Below are 24,859 nucleotides of genomic sequence, written 5' to 3' on the forward strand. Positions count from 1 at the left end.
CAAAGCAACGCCCGCTTGTCGCGGCGACGCGCGAAGACCATAACGCATCAGCCAGGCACTGTCGGAAATCCGGCGCGTGGTCCCATCTCGTAGCGATCACGGGCGTAAAGCGGTGGGCTCTGCATGTAAATGGCGACCAGTTCGGCGAGGGATTCCAGGGCGTCCTGATGGATACGCTCATATCCATGGGAGGCATCAATACCAAAGGTAACCAGCGCTGTACGCACGTCATTGCCCGCCTCAAGCGCGGCGGCACTGTCGGAGCGATAGTAGCGGAAAATGTCGCGCTGGTGAGGGATATAAAACTCCTGACAAATCTGAATGATACGATGGGTCAGGTGGTAATCGAAGGGACCGCCCATGTCGGCCATGCAAATGGTGACGCCAAATTCACTGGAGTTCTGACCCGGTGCCGTGGTGCCGTTATCAATCGTCAGCATCTCGGCGACGTCCTTGTGCAGCGCAGCGGAGGCGCCCGAGCCGACTTCCTCTGAGATGGTGAACAGCGGATGGCAGTTCACCGGCAAGCGCGCGTCCTGCTCGACCACGGCCTTGACCGCCGCCAGCAGCACGGCGGCGCCGGCCTTGTCGTCGAGATGGCGCGAATTGATAAATCCCGTCGCGGTGATCTCGGGCTGGGTATCGATCGCGACGAAGTCTCCAACATGCACACCAAGTTGCAGCAAATCGGCCAGGGTGGAGACGCGCTCGTCGATGCGAAACTCGACGTTCTGCCAGCCGCCGGGCTGGTTGTCAATCTCGGGGCCAAAGGTGTGGCCGGAGGCTTTCAACGGCAAAATGGTGCCGCGATGCTGGCCGATGTCGGTGAACAGCGTACAGCGCGCGCCCTCGGCGAAGCGGGAATTCCAGTGACCGACAGCCACCAACTCCAGTCGTCCATTGGGCTTGAGCGCCTTGACCATGGCGCCCAGGGTGTCGATGTGCGCCACCACGGCTTTGTTGGGCCGCTCCATCTCACCTTTCAGGGTGGCGCGAATGGCACCGCGGCGGGTCAGCTCAAAAGGAACGCCAAGGCGCTCCAGCTCCTCGCACACCAAGTGCACCACTCTGTCGGTATAGCCGGCTGGACTGGGGGTGAACAGAAGCTTAAACAGAATATCTTGCAGATACTCGAGATCAATCGAAAGCTGCTTCAAACGGGTACCTCACGCGGAATAGTTTGCGGGAACAGCAGATCGACAAAACGCTCCGCTGTCGGCTGGGGCTCGTGATTGGCCAGCCCCGGCCGTTCGTTGGCCTCAATGATGACATACTCCGGCTCGGCTACCGAGGGCACGATGAAATCCAGCCCGGTGACCGGGATATCCAGCGCCCGCGCCGCCGCCTTGGCGGCTTTTTTCAGCTCTGGGTGCAGCTTGGCAGTCACATCATGAATGGTGCCACCGGTGTGTAAATTAGCCGTTTTGCGCACCTGTAGCACTTCGCCATAAGGCAGCATGGCGTCCATTCGATACCCGGCCTGTTGCACGCAGCGCTCGGTCTCATCATCGAGCGGGATAGCACTCTCGCCACCGGTCGCGGCGCGCCGGCGGCGGCTTTGCAGATGAATCAACTCGCCCACCTTGTGCCGCCCGGTGCCAACGACCTGCGCCGGCTTGCGGATAGCGGCGGCCACCACTTCAAAGTTGATGACAATGATACGCAAATCATCGCCGCTAACGAATTCTTCCAGAATCACAGTGTCGGAAATCCGCCGCGCGCGCTTAATCGCCCGTTCCAGCTCGGCGGCATCGCGCACATCCACGCTGATCCCGGCCCCCTGCTCGCCCCGGGTCGGCTTGACCACCACACTGCCCTGCTTGGACAAGAAGGCCTCAGCCTGGTCGAGCGCCTCGACCTTGATCTGCTCTGGCACCCGCAAGCCAACCCGATGCAGCAGACGATGAGTAACGGCCTTGTCATCACAACGGCTCATGGCCACGGCCGTGGTCAGTTCGCTTAAGGATTCGCGACAAACGATGCGCCGACCGCCGAGGCTGAGCGCGAAATAGCCACCCTCGGCATCGATGACCTCGGTGCCAATGCCGCGCCGGCGTGCCTCGTTGACGATAATGGCGGCGTAAATATTGAGATCGGCCACCGGCTGACGGCCAATAAACAACGGCTCGTTAAAGGCGTTTTTGTTCTTGAGCGCGAAGACCGGCACCCGCTCGAAACCAAGTTTCTCGTACAGACGGATGGCCTGTTTGTTGTCGTGCATCACCGACAAATCGAGAAATGACCGCCCGCGCGCCTGGAAAAACTCCGCCACTTGTCGCACCAGAGTCTCGCCGATACCGGGATAGGGTGCCTGCGAGTCCACCGCCAGCGCCCACAGGCTGGCACCGTTTTCCTGATCGCCAAAGGCCTCGACATGATCGACGCCATTGACCGCGCCCAGAATAGAACCGTCCTGTTCATCCTCGGCCACCCAAAAGTGCAGCACCTTGGAGGCATGATTCTCCCAGATAAACTCCGGCGGCGGCGGCACCATGCGCCGGGCGCAATACAGCCGATGGATTGCCTCGGCATCGCTGCGGCTGTTGAGCAGGCGCACCACAAAGCCCTTGGGCCGGCGCGAAGAATAATGATAACGCTCCAGCCACAGCCGAAAGGTATGGGAGGGGTCAAGAAACAAATCCTGGGGCGCAAAAGAAAGCACCACGTGCGGGTCGCGCAGATAAAGCGCCACATCGCGCTTGCCGGGGCGCTCTTCCTGCAGCGAACGCGCCAGTTGCGCCAGATCGGAGAAGGTCTGGCCGAAAATCAGCCGGCCCCAGCCACAATCGACCACCTTGTCGTTAGCTGGCACATGCTGCTCGCGTTCCCGCGCTTTCGGCTGCCAGTTGGTCAGGGTTGGCGCATTCTTGCGCGCGAGCCGATGATGGGTGCGGTCTCTGATCGCCATAAATACTCCCGCGTTCCTAACGCTCATGGTCCCGACCACCCCGGATAATGCATCCGTGTGATTCGCAGTAATGGGAGGGGGCAGATGGATTCTCGCCCCGTCAGGACCGGCCAGGCGGTCCGCCGTGATTCGGAAATGGGCTAAAGCCCCTGCTCATCCAACCACAAATTCAGCAGCGCCACCTGCCACAGCTTGGAGCCACGCAAGGGTGTGATGTGCTCCTCAGGCGCCGCCAGCAGCTGATCGACATAGTCCGGCTGAAACAGCTCGCGCTCGCGGGCGCGCGGCGAGGTCACCACGCCGCGCACCATCTCCAGCACCTCACCACGCAGATATTTCAGCGCCGGCACCGGAAAATAGCCCTTGGGCCTGTCGATTACCTCGGACGGGATCACCTTGCGGCCAATGGCTTTGAGGATGCCCTTGCCCTCATCGGCCAGCTTGAGCCCATCTGGCACCCGCGCCGCCAGCTCGACCAGTTCGTGGTCAAGGAAAGGCACCCGCGCCTCCAGCCCCCAGGCCATGGTCATGTTATCCACGCGCTTGACCGGGTCATCGACCAGCATGATGGTCTGATCGATGCGCAGTGCCTTATCGACCGGCGCCTCGGCTCCGGACTTGGCGAAGTTCATGCGGATGAAATCCCGGCTGTGATCATCGTCATGAAAACGCGGATGCACTGCCTGGCAGAACTCCGCATGATCGCGATCGCAGAAGGCACGCGCGTAATCCCCCAGAGGATCGGCACTGCCCACCATGGGCGGATACCAGTGATAGCCACCGAAGACTTCATCGGCGCCCTGCCCGCTCTGCACCACCTTCACATGCTTGGCCACTTCTTGTGAGAGCAGATAAAAGCCGATCACGTCATGGCTGACCATGGGCTCGGCCATGGCGCGCACGCAGCCAGGCAGATTTGGCAGCAGCCGGGAGTTGGAATCGACCTGAATCTTGTGATGCTTGGTGCCGTAGTGCTTGGCGATAATGTCCGAGTACTGGAACTCATCGCCCACCTCGCTGCCGACCGTCTCGAAGCCGACCGAGAAGGTATTGAGCCCGGTCTGCCCCTGCTCGGCCAGCAGGCCAACGATGAGGCTGGAATCGAGCCCTCCGGAGAGCAGCACGCCGACATCCACATCTGCCACCAACCGGCGGTCGACCGCGGTGCGCAAAGACTCTAGCACCAGCGCCTGCCAGTCCTGCTCGCTGCGCTCGGCGTCTCCGGTCTGAGCTTCAAATTGCGGCTCCCAGTAGCAGTGCTCGCGCGAGCGGCCATCTGCCTCGATGACACGGATGCTCGCTGGCGGCAGCTTACGCACCCCGCGCAAAATGGTGTAAGGCGCCGGCACCACGGAATGAAAATGCATGTAATAGTGCAGCGCAACCGGGTCGAGATCGGTCTCGATGCCGCCGCCGGCGAGCAGCGCCGGCAGGCTGGAGGCAAAGCGCAGACCGCCCGGTACCTCGGCCAAATACAGCGGCTTGATTCCTAAGCGATCGCGCACCAGGGTCAGCCGGCCGCTGTCACGCTCCGCCACCGCAAAGGCGAACATGCCATGAAAGCGCTCCACACAGCGCTCGCCCCAGGCGTGAAAGGCCTTAAGCACCACCTCGGTGTCGCCATGGGAGAAGAACTGATAACCCTTGCCGATGAGCTCTTCGCGCAAAGATTGGTAGTTGTAGATGCAGCCGTTGAAGGCCACGCTCAGCCCCAGGGTGTTATCGACCATGGGCTGGGCGGCATGGGTGCTGAGATCGATAATGCTCAGACGCCGGTGACCAAGGGCCAGCGCACCCTGCTGAAACAGCCCGCGGCCATCCGGCCCGCGCGGCGCCATCTGGTCATTGATTGCAGCCAGGGCGGCGAGATCAATGGGTTTGTTATCGAAGCGGATTTCTCCGCAAATTCCACACATCTGAGGTTACTCCCTGCCGCTGTCGCGCGCGTGCCGTTGAGATTTGCTGTCACGCCCAAGTCGGGCGGCGAATGAGTCTGAGGACCAAAGTCCGGACGCAAGATGGTCGCTGGCGCGATGGCATTGCTGTTTGATTGACCTTAGATTAACCAGGGAGCGCAAACGACCGGCCAATGCACCCTTGACGCGCACCCTTGCACTATCGCGCGCACCATCGCGGAGCATGTTGATCAATGAGCGGTCCGGGCGCTTTTTGGGCGCCATGAGTTAAAAACGGATCACGAAAAGTTTTATAATATATCGGGAAGATTTCGCATTCTATAAGGCCACGCAAGTATCCGTAGACTTCTCCGTCCTTGCCATGCCATTCTAACTGATGCGCTCACACACTTCCAGCATGCATCCCCGGCACCCGGGTTCTGGTATGCCGGGCGCCATGGTTCGCTCTCCAAAGCCCCAAACAGGCATGATGCCGAGCAATCTTCGCTGTCAGCCCTCTGATTTCTGTAATCTAATCCGAAAAATAAGCATGTTCGATGCCACCCTAACGCCCAGAGTCCCGGCCACTCCGGTGCCGGCATCAAGCCCAAACCGCCGCCAATGAAGGTCCCCACGCCGGACAAGACCATCAACACCGCCCTGGCCCTGCGCCAGCAGGCGCGCGTCTACCACCAGCGCCGGCTGCTGCTACTTGAGGGCGAGGCTGACTGGACGCTGGCAACCGCGCAGAACATTGTTGCCGCCTTGACGGCGGATCAGCGCTCGCAATGGCCGGTTCACTGGCTCGGCCGCCATCCCTCGGGCCAAGGCCAACTGATCACAGCCGCCCAGAGACTGCTCGGCAGCGAGTCCGAGCTAATCATTTACGACCTCTTCGCTGGCCTGGACGCCGACGCCCTGGCCGCTGCGGCTGGCGCCCTGCGCGGCGGCGGTCTGCTGCTGCTGCTCGGCCCACCACTGGACCAGTGGTCTAAATTTCCCGATCCCGCCGCTGCGCGCATCGCAACCCATCCCTACCGGCCCGAGGATGTCGGGCATGGCTTCCTCACCCGCATGGCCGCTCTGCTGGAAGATGCCCCTGGGAGCCGGCGCATCGCCCAACTCCCGACTACGGGCTCAGACAATGCCTCCGAACAAGCCCGTGGGCATTCCCCCTGCACAGACGAACGGATTCGCCGAGTCGGGATCAGCTCGATCACCCCCGAACAGCAGCAGGTCATCGCCGCCATCCGTGCGCTGATGACCGCGACCGACCCGCGCCCGCTGGTTATCAGCGCCGGGCGCGGGCGCGGCAAATCGACCGCACTCGGCCTGGCTGCAGCCGCATTGTGCGACACAGAGCAAACGCGTGTGCTGGTCACGGCCCCCCGCTATCGCGCCGCCCGCACTCTGCTCGAGCAAGCCGGGGCTGGCGAAAAACACCAGCAAGACCCACCATGCCCGCACTTCCTGCCGCCCGACCAAATCTGTCGCGACCAGCCCGCGACCGACCTGCTTCTGGTCGATGAGGCCGCCGGCATCCCCGCACCGCTGCTGCGGGAACTGGTCGTACGCTATCCGCGCATCGTCTTTGCCACCACCACCCAAGGCTACGAGGGCACCGGTCGCGGCTTCGCGCTGCGCTTCCTCCCGCTGCTTGACCAGAGCAGACCCGGCTGGCGCCATCTCATACTCAAGCAACCGGTGCGCTTCGCTGCCAGCGACCCGCTGGAAGCCTTGATCGACCGCCTGCTGCTGCTCGACGCCGAGCCAGCCACAGATGATCAGATCAAAGCCAGCTCCAATCAGCCGCTGCGCGCAGAACTCATCGAGCGCACGGAATTGAGCCGACAGGAAGAGCGCCTGCGCCAGCTCTTCGGCCTGCTGATGCTCGCGCACTACCAGACCCGCCCGAACGATCTGCGCCATCTGCTCGATGGGCCAAATCTGAGTCTGACCATCCTCAGGCGCGGAGACACCCTACTCGCCACCGCCCTGGTTGCCAAAGAAGGCGCATTCGATGACGCCTTGAGCGCCGCCATTTTCGCCGGCGAGCGCCGCCCGCGCGGGCATCTACTGCCCCAGACCCTCTCCGCGCACGCCGGTCTGATGGGCGCACCCCGGCTCCAATACGCCCGCATTGTGCGCATCGCCGTGCATCCGGCGGCAGAGCGTCAGGGCCATGGCCGCGCGCTCCTGCATCAGATGATCGATCAGGCCAGCGCCGACGGCTGCGACCTGATCGGCGCCAGCTTCGGCGCCACCCCGGAGCTACTCGCCTTCTGGCACGCCTGCGACTTCATCCCGGTGCAGCTCGGCAGTCACCGCAATGCCGCCACCGGCGCCCATGCCGCCGTGGTCCTGCGCGCACTCAGCCCGCCCGGCCAAGAACTGCTCGCCCAAGCCCGCGCCCAGTTCACCGACCGCCTGCCACGTCTGCTACCCGGTCGGCTGCGCGAGCTTGATCCAGCCCTGGTGGTCGAACTGCTGCGCGCCGGCAGCGCTGATCAGCCTGATTGCGCGCAAAAAGCGCGGCTGCCGGCTCAAATTAAAGCCGAGCTGCACAGCTTCGCCCACCACCAGCGCAGCCTCGAAGCCGCCCTCCCCGCACTCGCCCAACTGGCTCCCCATCCCTTGGCCCGGGCGCTTGCACAGTGTCGCCTTGGCGTGAATCACAGGGCTTCATTCTCTGAGGTGGCCGACACCATAAGCCTGAGCCAACCCCAAGCCGAGTGCTTCATCGCCGCCGCGCTCCAGCAACATCCGCCCGAACAGATCGCCCCCCGCTGCGGCCAATCCGGGCGCGCCGCTGTGATTAAACAGCTCCGTCAAATCACCGCGACCCTTCTGGACGCGCTTTGATGCGCTTTGAACTGTAATATGCTATGAGCAGAAGATTGATGTCAGCGTCGGGATTTCAGCAACGGGCTCTCAGCCTTGGCGTCGTCGCCCTTCACCAGTTGCAATGGGCCTGATGTCAAAATCCAGCATCACGCGCCAAGAGCCGCCATGATTGGAAATCTGAAAATGCATCACATGACGCTCCGCCCTCAAGCCATCCAACCGCTCCTGCTAGCTCTCAGCCTGACCTTCATCGCCGGCCAGCTCGCCGCCGAGCCTGAGGGCGAAAGCACGCTGGCGCCAGACAGGCCAAACACACTGACCGACACCACGGCCAGTCCAGATGCGCAGCCAGGACCGGTGCTGACGCCAGAGCCTGCATCGGAGCTGGAACTGGAACCACCACCCCCACCGGAAAGCGATGCTCTCGCCACCAACCCGCTGCAACCCAAAACCAGCGAAGCCCCAAGCGCCGATGAACTGCGCTCGCTCGAAGCCCTCGACCGCGCCCTGACTAGCAAAGAGCAACAGGTCAGCGAGGTGCAGCAGCAACTCATCGCCGCCGAGGACAGCGTCACCCAGCAGGATCTCACCGAGCGGCTACGCGCGCTGAAGGACGAGCTTGAGGAACAACGCCGTCAGTTCGAGAAATTCGCCGTCAATATCGATCTGCGTCCTTTCATTGATGAGGAAGAAAAGCCCTTCAACTGGCAGGATGAGCTGAGCAAACTGCTCAAACCCATCATTGCGGAGTTGGAAAACGCGACCAAGGAATCGCGCGCCATCGGCGAATTACGCGCACAGATGAGCGAGGTCGAGGAGCGCAAGACCCTGGCCACCGAGGCAACCGAACGACTCCAAACCCTGCTCGCGCAAGAGCCCAACGCTGCGCTGCAAGAGCGCTTGCAAGAACGACTCGCGAATTGGCAACGCATCGCCACCGACAGCAGCAACAGCTACGCGGCCCTGGAGTTGCAGCTCAACAAGCGCCTGGAACAACGCCAGTCGATGCTGGAGGAAACCACGGGCTACGCCAAGCGCTTCGTGCGCACCCGGGGGTTGAATCTGGTGCTGGCGATCGCCGCCTTCGCGCTGGTCTTCATCGGCGTGCGCTGGCTGGCCAATGCGCTGCGCCGGATCTCACCAGCGGCGGAAAACCGCTTCAGCACCCGCCTGACCACCCTGCTGTTGCACGTCTTCAGCGTGCTCGGCGGTCTGATCGCCATGCTGATCGTGTTCAATATGGCCGGCGACTGGTTCATGCTCGGCATTATTTTGATCTTTTTGATCGGCATCGGCTGGGCCAGCATCAACACCCTGCCGAGCCAGATCGAGACGGTCAAACTCATTTTGAACATTGGCCCGGTGCGCGAGGGCGAGCGTTTGGTCTTCAACGGCTTGCCCTACCGAGTAGAATCCCTGGCCTTCACCGCCAGGCTGGTTAATCCGCTACTCGATGGCGGCGTCCAGCAGATGCCAGTCAAGCACCTGGTTGGGCACATCTCCCGTCCGCCCGGCGAAGAAGAGCCCTGGTTCCCGACCGAAAGCGGCGATTGGGTCGAGCTGGCCGACGGTCGCCTCGGCCAGGTCATCCACCAAAGCCCCGCCAGCGTTATGCTGCAAGAGCCCGGCGGCGCCGAAGTGCGCTACCCCGCCGATGGCTTTATCGCGCTCAATCCACGCAAACTCTCGCAAGGATTCCGCATCATCAGTCGCTTTGGCATCGACTACCGCCATCAGGCCATTGCCACCACCGAAGTCCCCAAGCGCATGCGCGACGCCCTGGACAAAGCACTCGCCAAGGTACTCGAAAACGCAGGAGTCGAAAAACCAGCCGCGAACGCCATCAAAGCGATTAATGTGCTTTTCGCCCAGGCCAGCGGCTCGTCCCTGGATTATCTAATTCACCTCGACCTTGCCGGCGAGGCAGCACCCATGACGCCAATCATCCAGGCCAGCATCCAGGGCATTCTGATCGATGCCTGCAACACCCAGGGCTGGGGGATTCCGCTAACGCATGTTGGTGTGCATCAGCTCCAGGTCAGCGCTTAGCCCGGTTTACATAGAGCAATCATCTTCAAGCAGCCACCCCCGCCCTTACGCCAGGCACACGCCTCGGAGCAACATGATGAAATGGTTTCGAGATCTGAATTTCTCCCTGAAAATTATCGGGCTGTTTTCCGTGATCTTCCTGGCCGCCATGCTCCTGTTCGGCAGCCTGCTGATCGACACCATCGTCGACGACTTTCTGGCAGAGAAAACGCTGGTGTCCCAGTCAATTCTGGCCCAAGGCGAAGCCATCCGCCGCCAGATGGGAGAAACCTGGCAAGACAGCCTGTTCAAAGAGGAAGTCTGGAAAGACGCGCAGCGCTGCCGCGAGGAAACCGATCGCGCCGCACGCCTTGCCTGCGCTCGGGAGACCAAGCTCCACAAGGTGATTCCGGTGATCATGATGCTCGAAACGGGCGCGCACGCAGCCGAGGAGGCGGGGTTCAAGCTGCGGGCGGCCAAACGCACCCGACCGCGCGACCCCAAGGCCCAGGCGACACCGGCTGAACTGCGTCTGCTCGAGCGCATGCAGCAAGAACAGCGCAGCGAGCTCTCGCTTAGGGACGAGGAGAGCGGTCAATTTCTCTTCGCCCGAGCAATCAAGGCCGATACCGGTTGCCTGGTCTGTCACGGCACGCCCCAGACCAACCCGCTCGGGGATGACAAAGACGTCTTCGGGTTTGAGCTGGAGGACTGGCAGATTGGCGAACAGGTGGGCCTGCTGACGCTGACAGCGCCCCTGTCCGAACTGCACGCGGCCCAACGACAGGCGCTGCTGAAGGTCGGCGCGCTGATTCTTGGCATTCTGGTGATTGGCGGTGGCATTTTTGTCAGCGTCATCCGCCGTTTCGTGCAGCAACCCGTGGTTGCCATTGCTGGTGGTCTGACCCAGCTTGCCCAGGGCAATCTATCAGTCAAGGTCGCCACCGAGTGTAACGACGAGGTTGGTCAGGCCGGCAAGGCGCTCAATCAGGCAGCCGCTAAGTTGTCGGAGATTCTGCAAGAGGTGATTTCCTCAGCGGAAAGCGTCTCGGCCTGTAGCGAGGAACTATCCGCCGCCGGCGCACAGATTGCCGACGGTGCCTCCCGACAAGCCGTCAGTATCGAGCAGACCAGCGCCTCAATGGACCAAATGTCGCAGCAGGTTGCAAGTAATACTGAAAATTCGGCGCAGACGGAGCAGATTTCCTCACGCGCGGCTGCCGATGCGCAGGAAAGCGGCCAAGCGGTGAAGGAATCGGTGGCGGCGATGAAACAAATAGCCGAGAAAATTTCAGTCGTCGAAGAGATCGCTTACCAGACCAACCTGCTGGCTCTCAATGCCGCCATTGAGGCCGCGCGGGCCGGACAGCACGGCAAAGGCTTCGCGGTGGTGGCGACCGAGGTGCGGAAACTGGCCGAACGCAGCCAGACAGCTGCGAGCGAAATCACCCAGATCGCCTCCTCCAGCGTTCAGATATCAGACAAAGCGGACACGCTGCTGCGGGAGTTGGTCCCGAGAATTCAGGAAACCGCCCGATTGATCCAGGAGATTTCATCCAACAGCCACACCCAACACCGAGGCATTGATCAGATCAATCAGGCGATCCATGAATTGGAAGGCATCATCCAACAAAACGCCAGTGCATCCGAGGAAATGTCCGCCACAGCGACCAATCTCTCCACGCAATCGTCGCAGTTGTTGCGATCAACCGGCTTTTTCAAGATCAGGAAATAGGCCAGGGAGATGAGGGACGATCCGGTGCTGCGGATTGGTAACTGGCATCGGCTCAGCGCATGGCACGCCCGTGAAGTTCGCCGTGGCGGAAGCAACTGACCAGGTGGTCGTTCACCAAACCCACTGCCTGCATCAGGGCGTAGCAGATGGTTGGGCCGACGAATTTGAATCCGAGCGCGCGCAGATCACGGCTCATGGCGTCTGACTCCACCGTGCTTGCGGGCACCTGCTCAAGGCTTTGCCAGCGGTTCTGTCGCGGCTGGCCATCGACCTGCTGCCACAGGCGGTTATGCAGTGTATCGCCGGCCTCCCAAAGCCGCAGCAGGGCGCGCGCATTGCCGATGGCGGCTTCGATTTTCAGACGGTTGCGCACGATGCCCGGATCAGCCAGCAGGCGTTCGATGTCCAGATGGTCGAAACCCGCAATGCGCTCGGGGTCGAACCCGGCGAAGGCTTCTCGGTAGCCCTCGCGCTTGCGCAGAATGGTGATCCAGCTCAGGCCGGCCTGGGCGCCCTCTAGCAGCAAGAACTCAAACAGCCGCCGCTCGTCATGCTCGGGCACGCCCCATTCGCGGTCATGGTAGGCGACATAGAGCGGGTCGCTGCCGCACCAGCCGCAGCGCACAGGCTCCGGGTTGATCAAGCCGGACCTCCGCTGGGCATGACCGCGTCAAGCAGTTGCTCAAGCACGGCATGAACCTGCTCGAAGGCCGCCGGTGGCGCTGCGCACATCTCGCCCGCCGTCTGCACGAAGGGGCCGGGACTGAGTTCATCGGCACAATGCTCGCACAAGGCCGCGACACTGCCTGGCATCGACTCCAGATGACACTGGAGTCCGAGCACCCGGCCCTGGTAGAGAAAAGCTTGGGCGTCGCAGGCCTGGCTGCGCGCGAGATGCAGCGCACCGGCAGGGATGTCGAAGCGCTCGCCATGCCAGTGAAGGGCGTCGAAGCGCGCTGGCAGGCCAGCGCAGCAAGGCTCGGCCTGGGCCTCGGCGGTGAGTTCGATCGGGAACCAGCCAATCTCGCGTTCGGCATTCTTGGTGACCGCAGCGCCCAAAGCCTGGGCGATCAATTGCGCGCCCAGGCACACGCCAATCAGCGGCCGACCAGCAGCAATGGCGTTTTCGATACAGGCTTTCTCGGCACCGAGCCAGGAGTGCTCGGCCTCGTCATGCACGCTCATGGGCCCGCCCATGATCACCAGCCCATCGAAGTCTTCGAGCGCTGGTGGCGGGTCGCCGGCATAGAGATGCGAAGTGGCGAGCGCGTGCCCGCGCCGACCGGCCCAATCGCCGATTCGCGCCGGGCCTTCAAAAGGGACGTGTTGCAGCACATGCAGACGCATAGGGTTTCTCCGTTTGGGGCTGAAGCCATGAAATCAGCCATTGTTTGCCCGCGCTTTCAGATACGCAACATGACCGTTGAGATCATCGAAGACAAAGGGGTTCAAGAACTGGCGTCGCCACAGTAAGGCGCGATCCGTCGGGTTCAGCGCGCCCCCTCCTCCCCTGTGGCCGCTCCTTGCAACGCCAGGCGACCCGCACGCCCCGGTAATTCGCCCCAGGCAATGCGGTGGCGCGGCAGCCGGGTCAAGTCCAGACCGGCGGCGATATCGCGCAGCGAGACCAGTTCGTCGCCAGCGCTCTGCCACATAATCAGCAGGCGCTCTAGCACTGGCTGTAACCTCATCCCCTCAAGCTCGGCATGCAGGGCAAACACATGAGCGCTGGGCGCCAGCTCGCGCGAACATTGATAGAGCACCTGATGCAACTCGTGGTCGCGTATCTCGGGCTGATTCATGAGTTCATCCAGCGTGGGCAGCGTTGTCGGCATCTGTGGACAGGCGCGCGTCGCTCCCGCAACAACCGGCACAAAGGGATGGCGCCCGCGAGTGTCGCTGGCGTATTGAATACCAAGCTCGGCTTCCAACGCTGGCACAAAATCATTCAGCTGCCAGCCGGCCGCGCCATGCACGCGCGCGGGTTCTTCGAAAATGCGCTGAAACGCCTCGCTGGCCAGGGTCAGCTCTGCGCGCGTCCAGGCGCGATCACGCCGCGCGACCAAGTCCTGCCAGCGCACGTGGTCGTAAGATTGAATGCCCACCTCGTGGCCCGCCGCACGCACCTCGCGTAGGATGCGCGCGCCACGTCGGCCGATATCCGGTGACGGCAGCAGGGTGCCATTAAGCAGGGTGCGAATCCCATAGTAGCTGACCACCGAGGCAAGCCGCCCCTTGGCGAAAAAACCGGGGCGAAAGATGCGTCGCAGCGCGCGCCCGGTGTTGTCAGGCCCCAAGCTGAACAGAAAGGTGGCCTGAATTTCATGGCGCTCGAACAGCCGCAGCAGATTAGGCACGCCCTCAAGGGTGCCGCGCAGGGTTTCGACCTTGACCTTCAGCCCGATGCGCATGTGTTTGCCCTGGCATCGATTTCTCGCGCGTTCAGCCTAAACTTCATAGTCCCGACCATCCGGAGAATGGCTTCATGTCATTCGCAGCAAGGCAGATAGCATTTACCAAAGAGCACGCCAATAACATCTATTAGAAACCAATAGTGTCCAATAAAAGGATTGACGCCAAAGACTGGAACATTCATAAAAAGACGTTACCAGGCCGCGCCTGCCCAATACGGCCCGCAGTCTAGGCACCACGCCCGGACGCGGCAAGAAGCGCGCGGATTATGCACAAGTAAAGATTGGGGGCCGCTGGATGTCCAAACTGCGCCAGGCGATGACCGAAAACGGCTTCGAGTCCAATGACGACTACGAATTCCAAGTCCGCTGCCTGCTTGAGGAACCGACCCGTCATATTCGCACCCTGAGCATTGAGGGCGACAGCGACAGACGCAAGACTGCCTTTGCCCATGCACTCGCGCAAGCGCTCGAATTCCCGCACCTGCTCTATTACGACTTTACCGAGCAGAACCCACCGCCGCCTGAGATCATCTTGCCGCCAAGCCAAGATGAGCTTGGCCGCGAGGAACCACCGATTGATCCGCTCGATGATATCGCCAGCAAGGCCTGCGCGCTCAGCGAGGCGGAAAAAACCGTGCTGATTCTTGATCAACTCCAAGCGGCAGATTTCCGCGAGCATATCCGCATTCACCGCCTGGTCAAGGAACGGCGCTGGACCATCAGCGATGCGCCCTTTTTCGCCAAACCGGCCAATCTGCTGCTGTTTTTGATCAGCGACGAACCACTTTATCATTCGCTTAAACGCTATTGCTTTCGCGTCTGGATCAGCCGCGTCTCAGAACGGCGGATTGATTTCCATCCGAGTGATTTTGATCTCGGCTCCGATGCCGCGCCCCTGTTCGGCGCCCTGATCGATCTGTTCAGCGCACTCGGGGCTACTCCCACCCGCAGCGAGCTAGGACGCATTCTCGACGACCTGCAACTGCGCGTCAGCGACGAGGACCACCTGCGCCACTCCATCTTCGGGCGCTGCGAGGGGATAGCCCATGATGCCCTGCGCAAGGAGGCCGTCGCTCCCCAGCTCAAGCAAGTGATCGAAGCGTTGCGCCAGTATCTCGGCACTGAGCATATCGAGCTCAGCAGCGAATGATTCGCCACCAGCGTTAGGCTTCAGCGGCTGAAAGGTCTATGCTTAAACCCACAGAGCTGGATTGCAATCACCAGACCAGGAGCCCTTCGATGACCGCCATCGCCAACGATCAACAACTCCGTGCCCTACTCCAGTCCCTGCCGGCGGCCGATCAACGCCGCCTTGGTCTGGGTTTTGTCGAGAGCGTGCTCCACCTGTGCCAGGATGAGCGCGTGAAGCGCGCCATTGCAACCGGCCAGCGCGCGGACGCCACTGCCGACGAACTCGAAGACGCCTATCGTGACGCCAAAGCCTGGGCGACCAAAACCTATACCGACTGCGGCAAGGAGACTGACTGGCTGGCCCAGGCCGATCATTTCGTCGCCGCAGCTGCAGCGGCGGCGTTGATGCCGGATGCGCTGCTGACTGATAAGACCAACCGCGCATGGAAAGCCGCCATGCAGGCGCGCATGGCGAATACCTGCGAACTGGTCGAGGCCGAAGACTCGAGCGCGGAAGGCGAGGCCGAGCGGCAGTATCGCATTGCAGCAAAGTTCGCACCTGGCGGCTGATGGCCCGAGCGAGCTCGGCCTCGGCCGGGCTTGCAAAATGACAGACAGGCGAAACTTCCATCCATCGAATTGACATTCGTCAATAATTAGCTCGATTTTCCACCTGGCAGGGGCGCACCGAACTCAACAGCGACTAAGATAAAGGGGTTATGGATGAAGCGCATCTCTCTTCCAATTCAGCCGCCAACGGCTTGCCTGGCCAGACGTCCAGCCCGACATGCACCCCCGTGCCAGCGCGCTTCGGCTCGGCACCTGCCGTACTGCATGAAATCCGCCACGCGCTCGCGCGCTTGATCGAGACCGGCGAGCCGACCTGCATCGACCTCGCCGCGCTGCCCTTCGGCCCCAGCGACCAGGAGCAGCTGCTCGATGCGCTAGGTTCCGGCGAGGTCCGCGCGAGCATCGACGCGCTCGGCGAGACGCGGATTCAGGAGACCCGCTACAGCGGCGTCTGGCTGGTCGATTACTACAACACCGAGGGCGAGCGCATCGGCCTGCAGATCGAGATCGCGACGGTGCCGCGTCTGTTGCAAGCCCAGCCCGAGGGACTGCCGGCTGCCCTTGATGCGCTGGCGGCAAGGCTCGCGACCATGCCCTCGGCCGATCCGGCATCCCCGGCAGTGTCCCATCCCGAGGGCAATCCACTTTCCAACCCGTCCGTAGCAGGGAGTAAACATCATGGCTGACCGCCCGACCCCTAACCTGCAAAAAACGCTTGATTCTCCGGGGGGGCACCACAGCATGACCCTCGGCGAGACGCTTGAGCGCAACGGCATCTCCCGTCGTGGCTTTTTGAAATTCTGCGTGACGACCGCCTCATTGATGGCCTTGCCGCCGACCGCCGCGACAGCGATTGCCGAGGCCTTAGCGAGCGCGCGCCGCCCGTCGGTCATCTGGCTGTCATTTCAGGAGTGCACCGGCTGCACCGAGTCGCTGACCCGCAGCTTCGCGCCCACGCTCGAGAATCTGATCCTGGAGACCATTTCGCTCGACTATCACCACACCCTGCAGGCTGCCGCTGGCGAGGCCGCCGAATTGGCCCGCGAGCAAGCCATGCACGCCAACGAGGGTAAGTATCTGTTGGTCGTCGATGGCTCCCTGCCTGGGCCCGGCTCCAATCCGGGCTATTCGACCATCGCCGGTATCAGCAATCTTCAGATGCTGGAGGAAACCGTCGCCGGCGCCGCCGCTGTGGTCGCGGTCGGTACCTGCGCGGCTTTTGGCGGCTTGCCGGTGGCCGATCCCAATCCGACCGGCGCGGTGCCGGTGTCCGCCGTGGTGCGCGACAAACCCGTCATCAACGTCTCCGGCTGCCCGCCGCTACCGATGGTGATCACCGGGGTGCTGGCGCACTATCTCACCTTCGGCAAGCTGCCGGAGTTGGACGAATACGGTCGGCCGCTCGCTTTCTTCGGGCAGTCGATTCACGACCGCTGTTACCGCCGCCCCTTCTACGACAAGGGGCGCTTTGCCGAGACCTTCGATGACGAGGGCGCGAAGAAGGGCTGGTGCCTGTACCGTCTCGGCTGCAAGGGGCCCATGGCCTACAACGCCTGCGCCACCATGAAGTGGAACGGCGGCACCAGCTGGCCGATCGAGTCCGGGCATCCGTGCCTGGGCTGCTCGGAGCCGGACTTCTGGGATGCCGGCGGTTTCTACAAGGCGCTGTCGGTGCCGACCGGCAACATTGGCGGCACCGCTGCAGTGGCTGGTCTGGCCGGCGTGGCGGCTGGTGCCGTCGGCGGCTACCTCAGCGGACGGGCGAAAAAGGACGCGCGTACCGCGCATCGCCAGGTGACCGCTGACGAACTGGAGCAGAAACTATGATGACGCCAATGGACTTCCTGCTGCTGGTGCGCGGCCCGCTGTTCGTGGTCGCGGTTGCTATCTTTATGCTCGGCTTTGGCATTCGCCTGGTCGAGATCCTGATGCTGGGACGGGCGCGGAATTTCGCCGAGCCGCGCGGCTCGGCCATGCTGGGCGGTTTCAGGACCGTCTACCGTCGCTTCTCCCCCGACCCCGGCACCTTCGAGCGCGCGCCCTTCGATGTCGTTATCGGCATCCTCTGGCATGTCGGCTTCATTGTTGCGCTGTTTTTGTTCATCCCGCATGTGGAGCTGATCCGCAAAACCTTCGGCATCGCCTGGCCGGCACTGCCCAACCCCATGATTGACGCCATTGCCGTGATCACCCTGCTGGCGCTGTTCGCCGCCCTGGTGCAGCGGTTGCGTGATCCCGTGAAGCGTTTCCTGTCCACGCCGCAGGACTATCTGGTCTGGACCCTGACCTTTCTGCCGCTGCTGACCGGCTACCTGGCCTATCACCGGATGATCAATCCCTATCCGCTGATCCTCGGGCTGCATATCCTGTCGGTTGAAATCTTTTTGATCGTCGCGCCTTTCACCAAGCTCACCCACATGGTCACGGCCTTTGTGGCGCGCTGGTACAACGGCGCGACCTTCGGGCGCAAGGGGGTGCAATCATGAGCACAGACAACACAGTCACTGCCAACACCGCAGCCGCCTCCGAGAGCGGATCTGCTCTCGGGCCTTTCTCGCTCGAGCGCGGCTTGCAGGCGTTGCGCGAGGAGATGGACGCGCCCACCGCGGCCTTTTTCTCAAGCTGCGTGCATTGCGGTCTCTGCGCCCAGTCCTGCCCGTTTTTCGTCGAAACCGGCGATCCGAAATACACACCCATTCATAAGCTTGAGCCGCTGCGCCGGCTGTGGGAGCAGGAATTCACTCTGTGGGGCAAGCTCAAGGCGCGCCTGGGCTTCAGCCAGCCGATTGACGATGCGCTGCTTGAGGAATGGGAGCCGCTACTCTATGACTCCTGCTCCATGTGCGGGCGCTGCTCTTTGGTGTGCCCGGTCGGCAATGACATCCAGGCCATGGTCCGCAAGACCCGTGAGGGCATGGTGGCCAGCGGTCATTCGCCCGAGGGGCTGATCGCCGCCTCGGTGCGCGCGGTTAATACCGGCAGCCCCATGGGCTTGCAGTGGAAAACGCTCGATGTGCAAATCGGGCATGTCGAGTCCGCCAGTGGGCTCACCGTGCCGATCGACCAGGCCGGCGCCGATTATCTGGTGCTGCTCTCATCGATGGAGATCATCAACTTCCCCGAGTACCTTGAGGCCATCGCCAAGATTTTCGCCCATGCCGGGGTGTCCTGGACGCTCAGCAAGGACTGCTTCGAGGCCACCAATGCCGGGGTGCAGATTGGCTCCAAGGACATCGCCGCCGTGCTGGTGCGCCGGGTGGTGGATGCGGCGGTCAAGCTCGGCGTGAAAAACGTCATCAGCCCCGAGTGCGGCCATGCCTACACCGGCATCCGCTGGGAGGGGCCGAATGTGATCGGCCAGCGTTATCCGTTCAAGGTGTTCCATATCATTGAGGTGCTCGATCAGCTCCGCGCCGACGGCCGGCTGCGCACCGAGGGCATGGAGACCGACCGGCTGTCGATGCACGATCCCTGCAATCTCGCCCGCAAGAGCGGCGTGATCGATGAACAGCGCAACCTGATGAAGCTGGTCGCCGAGGACTTCGTCGACATGAAGGAGCACGGTAAGTACCAGTGGTGCTGCGGTGCCGGCGGCGGCGTCAGCTCCAACGAGCGGGCCGAGGAGCTGAAAATGGCCGCTTTCCGGCGCAAGAAGGCGCAGATCGAAGAGATCCGCCCCGACCGGCTGGTGACCATGTGCGCCACCTGCCGCACTCAGCTCGAAGAGGGCCTGGAGGAATACACCATGGACATCCCGGTGGTCGGGCTGACCGAAATGATCGCCGAGCATCTGGTTGAAGATGCGCCACCCACCGCCGCCGCCCCTGTTAAGGAAGGAGCCCCCTCATGACCGAGCGCATTGTTGTCGATCCCATCACCCGCATTGAGGGGCATCTGCGCATTGAGGCCGAACTGGACGGCGGGCGCATCGCCTCGGCCTATTCCTCCGGCACCATGGTGCGCGGCATTGAGAACATTCTGCGCGGGCGCGATCCGCGCGACGCCTGGGCCTATGTGCAGCGCATCTGCGGTGTCTGCACCCTGGTGCATGGCCTGGCGGCGGTGCGCTCCGTTGAGGACGCGCTCAACTACCCCATCCCGCCCAATGCGCAACTGGTGCGCAACCTGATGATCGGCGCCCAGTACATCCACGACCATGTGATGCACTTCTATCACCTGCACGCGCTCGACTGGGTGGATGTGGTCTCCGCGCTCAGTGCGGACCCCAAGGCCACGGCCGACCTGGCGCAGAGCTTGAGCGCCTGGCCCATGTCCTCGCCCGGCTATTTTGCCGAGGTGCAGCAGCGGGTAAAGACCTTTGTCGAATCCGGCCAACTTGGTATCTTTGCCAACGGCTACTGGGGACATCCGGGCTACAAGCTGCCGCCCGAGGCTAATCTGATGGCCGTGGCGCATTACCTGGAGGCCCTGGCCTGGCAGCGCGAGGTCGCCAAGCTGCATACCATCTTCGGCGGCAAGAATCCGCATCCCAACTTCGTCGTCGGCGGCCTGCCCTCGCCGATTGATCTCAACTCGGACTCGGCCATCAACTCCAAGAAACTCTCCCAGGTCGCCGAGATCATCAGCAACATGCGCACCTTCGTCTCGCAGGTGTATCTGCCCGACACCCTGGCCATTGCCAGCTTCTACAAGGACTGGGGCGAGCGCGGCGAGGGGCTCGGCAACTTCCTCTGCTATGGCGATCTGCCGACGACCGACCTGAACGACCCCAGTGGGTTTCTGTTCCCGCGCGGAGCCATCCTCGGGCGCGATCTCAGCACCATTCATCCGGTCGATCTCGACGCCGAGGGCGAGATTCAAGAATTCGTCGCCCACTCCTGGTACGACTACAAGGCCGGCAACGACCAGGGCCTGCATCCCTACCAGGGCGAGACCAACCTTGAATACGACAAGCGCGGCGGCCCTGAACCCCCCTACAAGCAACTCAATGTCGAGGAAGGCTACTCCTGGCTCAAGTCCCCGCGCTGGAAGGGCCATGCCGTCGAGGTCGGACCACTCGCGCGCATGCTGCTGCTCTATGCCGACACCAGCGCCCAGGCCCACGCCCAGGCCAAGGAACTGGTCGACTCCACCCTGAGTCAGCTCGACCTGCCCGTCACCGCACTCTATTCCACCCTCGGGCGCACCGCCGCGCGCACGCTGGAGTCGCAGATCGTCGCCGATGCCATGCAAGGCTGGTACGACGCCCTGGTCGCCAACATTCGCGCCGGTGACACCAAGACCTTCAACGAAGCGCTGTGGGAGCCCTCAAGCTGGCCAGCGGAAGCCCGCGGTGCCGGCTTTATGGAAGCCCCGCGCGGCGCCCTCGGCCATTGGATCGAGATCAAGAACGGGCGCATCAGCAACTACCAGGCCGTAGTCCCTTCCACCTGGAACGCCGGCCCGCGCGATGTCGAAGGCGTCCCTGGCGCCTACGAGGCAGCACTCGCGGACAACACCGAGTTGTATGACCCAGCCCAGCCGCTGGAAATCCTGCGCACCATTCACTCCTTCGACCCCTGCATCGCCTGCGCCGTGCATTTGCATGATCCAGACGGCGGCGATTCGATCACGGTTCGCGTGGTCTGAGGTTGAATTCTCTTTCTTCCGGATCTGATCCCCGCTCAGATCCTGATGCTCATCCCAGCCCTGATCCCGGTTCTGATCCGGGCATCAGGGCTCTCCACGAGCGCGCGACCGGCCAGACACCGCTCGCGCACTCAATCAGCTGAAATGGCTGCTATGCAGGAAATCGATCACTGTCCAATGGCAGTCGCTGATCTCCTGCCCCTGCGCAAGCTTCTCGACCGGTTGGCTTTGAACAGCTAGCGTCAACGATGGAAACCCCAAACGCGCCAAGGCTCAAGTCAATCCTGCTCACCACCTTGGCGTCGGGGATGTTCGTAATCCTGGCCGTTGGTCTTTCGGCATTGCTGAGCCACGATCGGTACTGGGCCAATCTCGAAGTCCACGCGATGGTTGAGACGGTAGGCGCGATGGCAGCCCTGCTCCTCGCTTATCTCCTCCTGCACCCCATCCAAGCCGACGAACAATCCAGTCAACCGGCCAATCACCAAGCAGGCCGCCACCTTCACCCATGGAACACCACCGGCGTCGCCCTCGGCCTGGCCGCGCTGGCCATTGGCGATGGCTTGCATGCGATGGCCCCGCCTGGGCAGGCGTTTGTGTTTCTTAAGAGCTTCGCGAATCTGGCGGGCGCGGTTGGTTTCGCCTTGAGTTGGGTGGCGCTCTGCGGTTCGTCGGATCGTTGTAAAGTTCGCACCGCGCTGGCTGTGATCTGCCTGATGACCGCTCTCGGCACCTGGGCGCTGGCCTTTCCAAGCCAGCTGCCGCTGATGGTGGACAATGTCGACTTCACGCCCTTGGCGATCGGTGTGAATGCGCTCGCGGGGTTGTTTTATCTGGTTGCTGCCGGGCGTTTCGGGCTCGATTTCGCGCACACCGGCGACCGCGACAGGCTCGCTTATCTGGCCACCGCCCTGCTGTTCAGCCTCGGGAGCTTCTTCTTTTCCGAATCCATGCTGTGGGACAGCCACTGGTGGTACTGGCATTTCCTGCGGCTCACCGCCTATCTGATCGTCCTCTGGCTGGTGATCAAGACCTATCTCGAAGCCGAACGAACGCTGATCGAGAACGCCTACAAGTACCGCGTCGTCGCGGACAACACCCATGACTGGGAATACTGGACGGACCGCAGCGGCGCCTTCCTTTATTCCTCACCCTCCTGTGCCGATGTGACCGGGCGCGAGTCTGACGAGTTCTTCCAGCAACCGCATCTCTTAGAAGAGATCATCCACCCGGATGACCGCCCGGCCTGGGCCGCGCATAAAAAGACCCTGTATGAGGCGAATCGCCAGGGCGAGCTGGAATTCCGGATTCTCCTTCCCGGCGGCGGCGAACGCTGGATCGGCCATGTGTGCCGGCCGGTTCTCGATGACGCCGGTCGGCTCGCGGGACGCCGCGGATCAAATCGCGACATTAGCCGCAGCAAGAAAGCGGAAGAGGACATCATCCACGCCAAAGAGGCCGCGGAGCGGGCGAACCGTTCGAAGTCGGAGTTCCTCGCCACCATGAGCCATGAAATCCGCACGCCCCTGAATGGGGTTCAGGGAATGCTGCAGCTTATTAAGGCCGCTGAGCTCGGCCCGGAGTTGGCGGAGTACGTCGACATCGCCATGGAGTCCTCGCAGAACCTGCTCACCGTGATCAACGACATCCTCGACCTCTCCAAAGTCGAGGCGGGCAAGATCACGATTGATCGTGACGGCTTCGACCTAGACGCCCTGCTAAGATCGATCAAGGCCACCTTTACCCAGCAAGCGGCATCCAAAGGCCTGACCCTGGACTTGGACATTGCCCCCGGCGTCCCTGCCGCCGTGATTGGTGATGCGATTCGGCTGCGCCAGGTGCTCTTCAACCTGGTTGGCAACGCCATTAAATTCACCGAACAAGGCGCCGTGCGCCTGGACGTCCGTGTTCTGGACCAAATAGATGCTCGGCACTTGCGCCTGGGATTCGCCATCACTGACACCGGCATTGGCATCCCCGCAGACCGAATCGGCGAGCTGTTCTCGCCCTTCACCCAGGTCGACAGCTCCAGCACCCGCCGCTTCAAAGGTACAGGCCTGGGCTTGGCCATCGTCAAGCGACTGGTAAACCTCATGGATGGACAAATATCGATCGAAAGCGCTCCAGGTCAGGGCACGACGGTGCAATTCGATATCGCGCTGGGAGTCGCCGCCGACGCCGACTCGATCACCACAGATACGGCGCCGGCACGGCGGCCGGTCGCGCCGGGACCGACCACGGCCTTGCGCATCCTCGTGGTTGACGACGAACCCATTAATGCAAAAGTCGTGACCATGATGCTTGGCAAAATGGGGTATACCGCGAGTTCCGCTGTCAATGGTCGCCAGGCGCTGGACGCCCTGTCAGAGCAGCCCTTCGATCTGGTGTTCATGGATATCTCCATGCCCGACATGGATGGAGTCGAGGCAACCCGGCAGATCCGCGCAAACGTCGCCGGCAACCTCGATCCATCCACCCCCATCATCGCCCTCACCGCTCACGCGATGAAAGGTGATCGCGAACGGTTTCTCGCCGCCGGCATGGATGACTACCTGCCAAAGCCCGTCGAGGCCAAAGCGCTAAGGGAAGTCATGCAAAGAGTGCTCGCGCAGCGCAATTGAGACGATCGCTGCCGCCTGTGCAGAAGCGCATCTGAGACTGCGCTATGGTTTCGCCAGTTGATTGCTGGCAATTCGGTTGAGACTGACATTTGCCTCGCTGCCCATTGGCAACATTTAGGTGCGATACTAGCAGAATCAGATGCCAGGAGAATCAGACGATGAAAAGCATGAACTTACGACCGTCAGGCAGGTTGACGATAGGAAGGGTCCTGCTCGTTTCGGTGTGGCTACTAACCGCCAACACGCTGGTTGCCGGGGAAAGCCGCATTGAGCTCGAGGATGGCAGTCTGATCACGGGTGAGGTGCTGAGCAGCGACGGGCGCAGTTATCGCATTCGTTCGCGCACCTTGGGGACCATCGAGATTGATGCGGAACAGATTCGCAGTCTGAGGCCGTCGGGTTCAGCGGGCACCAGCGCCGGGACCTCGGCGGGCGCGACTGCCAATAATCAGCGCGTCGAGTCGATTCAAAAAGGCATTGCGGCCGATAGCGGTCTGCTCGGCAGCATTATGGCGCTGGAGAATGATCCAGCCCTCCAAGAAGCGCTGGCCGACGATGAATTCATGCGCGCCATCTCGGAACGCGACTTCGAAACCCTACGCAATCACCCGACCATCCGCAAACTACTCGAGAATCCGCAAATGCGCGCCATTGTCGACCAAATCCAAGGGAACTGAGCGCGCTTGGCGCTCGCCTCCGGTCTTGGGGCTGAGTGGGGCTGAATGGTCGGCAGACTGGGAGCGGCTAGCGTGAGCGCAGCTCGGCAATCCAGGCTTTCTGGGGCGAGACCAGGCCGTTGTCCCTTCCACCTGGAACGCCGGCCCGCGCGATGTCGAGGGCGTCCCCGGCGCCTACGAGGCGGCACTCGCGGACAACACCGAGCTGTACGACCCGACGCAGCCGCTGGAGATCCTGCGCACCATTCACTCCTTTGACCCCTGCATCGCCTGCGCCGTGCATTTGCATGACCCTGAGAGCGGTGATCCGATCACCGTGCGGGTGGTTTGATAAGCTTAATGGAACCCATCGCGCATTCAGCCATTAGTCAGGATGTAACGAACTCCCGATGCAGGACCGTCAACCCTCCAACTCTCACGCCGCCTCCTCGATCTCAATCGCCGGGC

General features: G+C 62.2%; 18 protein-coding genes and 1 pseudogene. 13 read left to right on the plus strand and 6 right to left on the minus strand.

Features of this window, described 5'->3' with window-relative positions; translation table 11 throughout:
• Positions 1-47 precede the first annotated feature (47 nt).
• The 3 genes from Thiofri_RS14210 to Thiofri_RS14220 all read right to left on the minus strand — a co-directional run bounded on the left by Thiofri_RS14210 (position 48) and on the right by Thiofri_RS14220 (position 4,824).
• Entirely contained in the window at positions 48-1,157 is a 1,110-nt protein-coding gene (locus Thiofri_RS14210; protein WP_009147077.1) for an osmoprotectant NAGGN system M42 family peptidase, read from the minus strand.
• Entirely contained in the window at positions 1,154-2,908 is a 1,755-nt protein-coding gene (gene ngg, locus Thiofri_RS14215) for an N-acetylglutaminylglutamine synthetase (RefSeq protein WP_009147076.1), read from the minus strand. The genes Thiofri_RS14210 and ngg overlap by 4 nt, the downstream gene beginning before the upstream one ends.
• A gap of 140 nt (positions 2,909-3,048) precedes the next feature.
• A complete protein-coding gene (locus Thiofri_RS14220) occupies positions 3,049-4,824 on the minus strand; it encodes an N-acetylglutaminylglutamine amidotransferase (protein WP_009147075.1) in 1,776 nt (591 codons plus the stop codon).
• Between the two features lie 600 nt (positions 4,825-5,424).
• Here Thiofri_RS14220 and Thiofri_RS14225 point away from each other — a divergent pair.
• The 3 genes from Thiofri_RS14225 to Thiofri_RS14235 all read left to right on the plus strand — a co-directional run bounded on the left by Thiofri_RS14225 (position 5,425) and on the right by Thiofri_RS14235 (position 11,410).
• Complete coding sequence (locus Thiofri_RS14225; protein WP_009147074.1) at positions 5,425-7,665, plus strand: tRNA(Met) cytidine acetyltransferase TmcA; 2,241 nt, start codon at positions 5,425-5,427, stop codon at positions 7,663-7,665.
• Between the two features lie 165 nt (positions 7,666-7,830).
• Entirely contained in the window at positions 7,831-9,696 is a 1,866-nt protein-coding gene (locus Thiofri_RS14230; RefSeq protein ID WP_143741762.1) for an AAA family ATPase, read from the plus strand.
• A 76-nt stretch (positions 9,697-9,772) separates the two neighbouring features.
• Complete coding sequence (locus Thiofri_RS14235) at positions 9,773-11,410, plus strand: methyl-accepting chemotaxis protein (RefSeq protein WP_009147072.1); 1,638 nt, start codon at positions 9,773-9,775, stop codon at positions 11,408-11,410.
• A 52-nt stretch (positions 11,411-11,462) separates the two neighbouring features.
• On the opposite strand, the gene Thiofri_RS14240 is transcribed toward Thiofri_RS14235, so the two are convergent.
• The 3 genes from Thiofri_RS14240 to Thiofri_RS14250 all read right to left on the minus strand — a co-directional run bounded on the left by Thiofri_RS14240 (position 11,463) and on the right by Thiofri_RS14250 (position 13,821).
• The gene (locus Thiofri_RS14240) at positions 11,463-12,053 is read right to left on the minus strand and encodes a DNA-3-methyladenine glycosylase I (RefSeq protein ID WP_009147071.1); all 591 of its coding nucleotides are present in this window, start codon (positions 12,051-12,053) and stop codon (positions 11,463-11,465) included.
• Entirely contained in the window at positions 12,050-12,757 is a 708-nt protein-coding gene (locus Thiofri_RS14245; RefSeq protein WP_009147070.1) for a type 1 glutamine amidotransferase, read from the minus strand. Before Thiofri_RS14245 ends, Thiofri_RS14240 begins: the two co-directional genes overlap by 4 nt.
• Positions 12,758-12,900: 143 nt before the next feature.
• Positions 12,901-13,821, minus strand: a complete 921-nt coding sequence (locus tag Thiofri_RS14250; RefSeq protein ID WP_009147069.1) for a polysaccharide deacetylase family protein — start codon at positions 13,819-13,821, stop codon at positions 12,901-12,903.
• Positions 13,822-14,119: 298 nt separating this feature from the next.
• On the opposite strand from Thiofri_RS14250, the gene Thiofri_RS14255 reads away from it, so the two are divergent.
• The 10 genes and pseudogenes from Thiofri_RS14255 to Thiofri_RS14300 all read left to right on the plus strand — a co-directional run.
• Complete coding sequence (locus Thiofri_RS14255) at positions 14,120-14,974, plus strand: hypothetical protein (protein ID WP_009147068.1); 855 nt, start codon at positions 14,120-14,122, stop codon at positions 14,972-14,974.
• Between the two features lie 89 nt (positions 14,975-15,063).
• A complete protein-coding gene (locus Thiofri_RS14260; protein WP_009147067.1) occupies positions 15,064-15,525 on the plus strand; it encodes a hypothetical protein in 462 nt (153 codons plus the stop codon).
• Positions 15,526-15,674: 149 nt separating this feature from the next.
• A complete protein-coding gene (locus Thiofri_RS14265; RefSeq protein ID WP_009147066.1) occupies positions 15,675-16,211 on the plus strand; it encodes a hydrogenase expression/formation C-terminal domain-containing protein in 537 nt (178 codons plus the stop codon).
• A gap of 55 nt (positions 16,212-16,266) precedes the next feature.
• A complete protein-coding gene (locus Thiofri_RS14270; RefSeq protein ID WP_040854571.1) occupies positions 16,267-17,352 on the plus strand; it encodes a hydrogenase small subunit in 1,086 nt (361 codons plus the stop codon).
• Entirely contained in the window at positions 17,349-18,011 is a 663-nt protein-coding gene (locus tag Thiofri_RS14275) for a hypothetical protein (RefSeq protein ID WP_009147064.1), read from the plus strand. The genes Thiofri_RS14270 and Thiofri_RS14275 overlap by 4 nt, the downstream gene beginning before the upstream one ends.
• Complete coding sequence (locus Thiofri_RS14280) at positions 18,008-19,375, plus strand: (Fe-S)-binding protein (protein ID WP_009147063.1); 1,368 nt, start codon at positions 18,008-18,010, stop codon at positions 19,373-19,375. The genes Thiofri_RS14275 and Thiofri_RS14280 overlap by 4 nt, the downstream gene beginning before the upstream one ends.
• Positions 19,372-21,114 (plus strand): nickel-dependent hydrogenase large subunit, encoded by a 1,743-nt coding sequence (locus Thiofri_RS14285; protein WP_009147062.1) that lies wholly within the window; start codon positions 19,372-19,374, stop codon positions 21,112-21,114. Before Thiofri_RS14280 ends, Thiofri_RS14285 begins: the two co-directional genes overlap by 4 nt.
• A gap of 248 nt (positions 21,115-21,362) precedes the next feature.
• Positions 21,363-23,735: a response regulator gene (locus tag Thiofri_RS14290; protein WP_009147061.1), complete on the plus strand. Its 2,373-nt coding sequence runs from the start codon at positions 21,363-21,365 to the stop codon at positions 23,733-23,735.
• Between the two features lie 158 nt (positions 23,736-23,893).
• Entirely contained in the window at positions 23,894-24,412 is a 519-nt protein-coding gene (locus Thiofri_RS14295) for a hypothetical protein (RefSeq protein WP_009147060.1), read from the plus strand.
• Between the two features lie 94 nt (positions 24,413-24,506).
• A pseudogene (locus Thiofri_RS14300) lies at positions 24,507-24,743 on the plus strand (nickel-dependent hydrogenase large subunit); the annotation flags it as partial.
• Between the last annotated feature and the right edge of the window lie 116 nt (positions 24,744-24,859).

Source organism: Thiorhodovibrio frisius, from assembly GCF_033954835.1.
Lineage (GTDB): Bacteria > Pseudomonadota > Gammaproteobacteria > Chromatiales > Chromatiaceae > Thiorhodovibrio > Thiorhodovibrio frisius.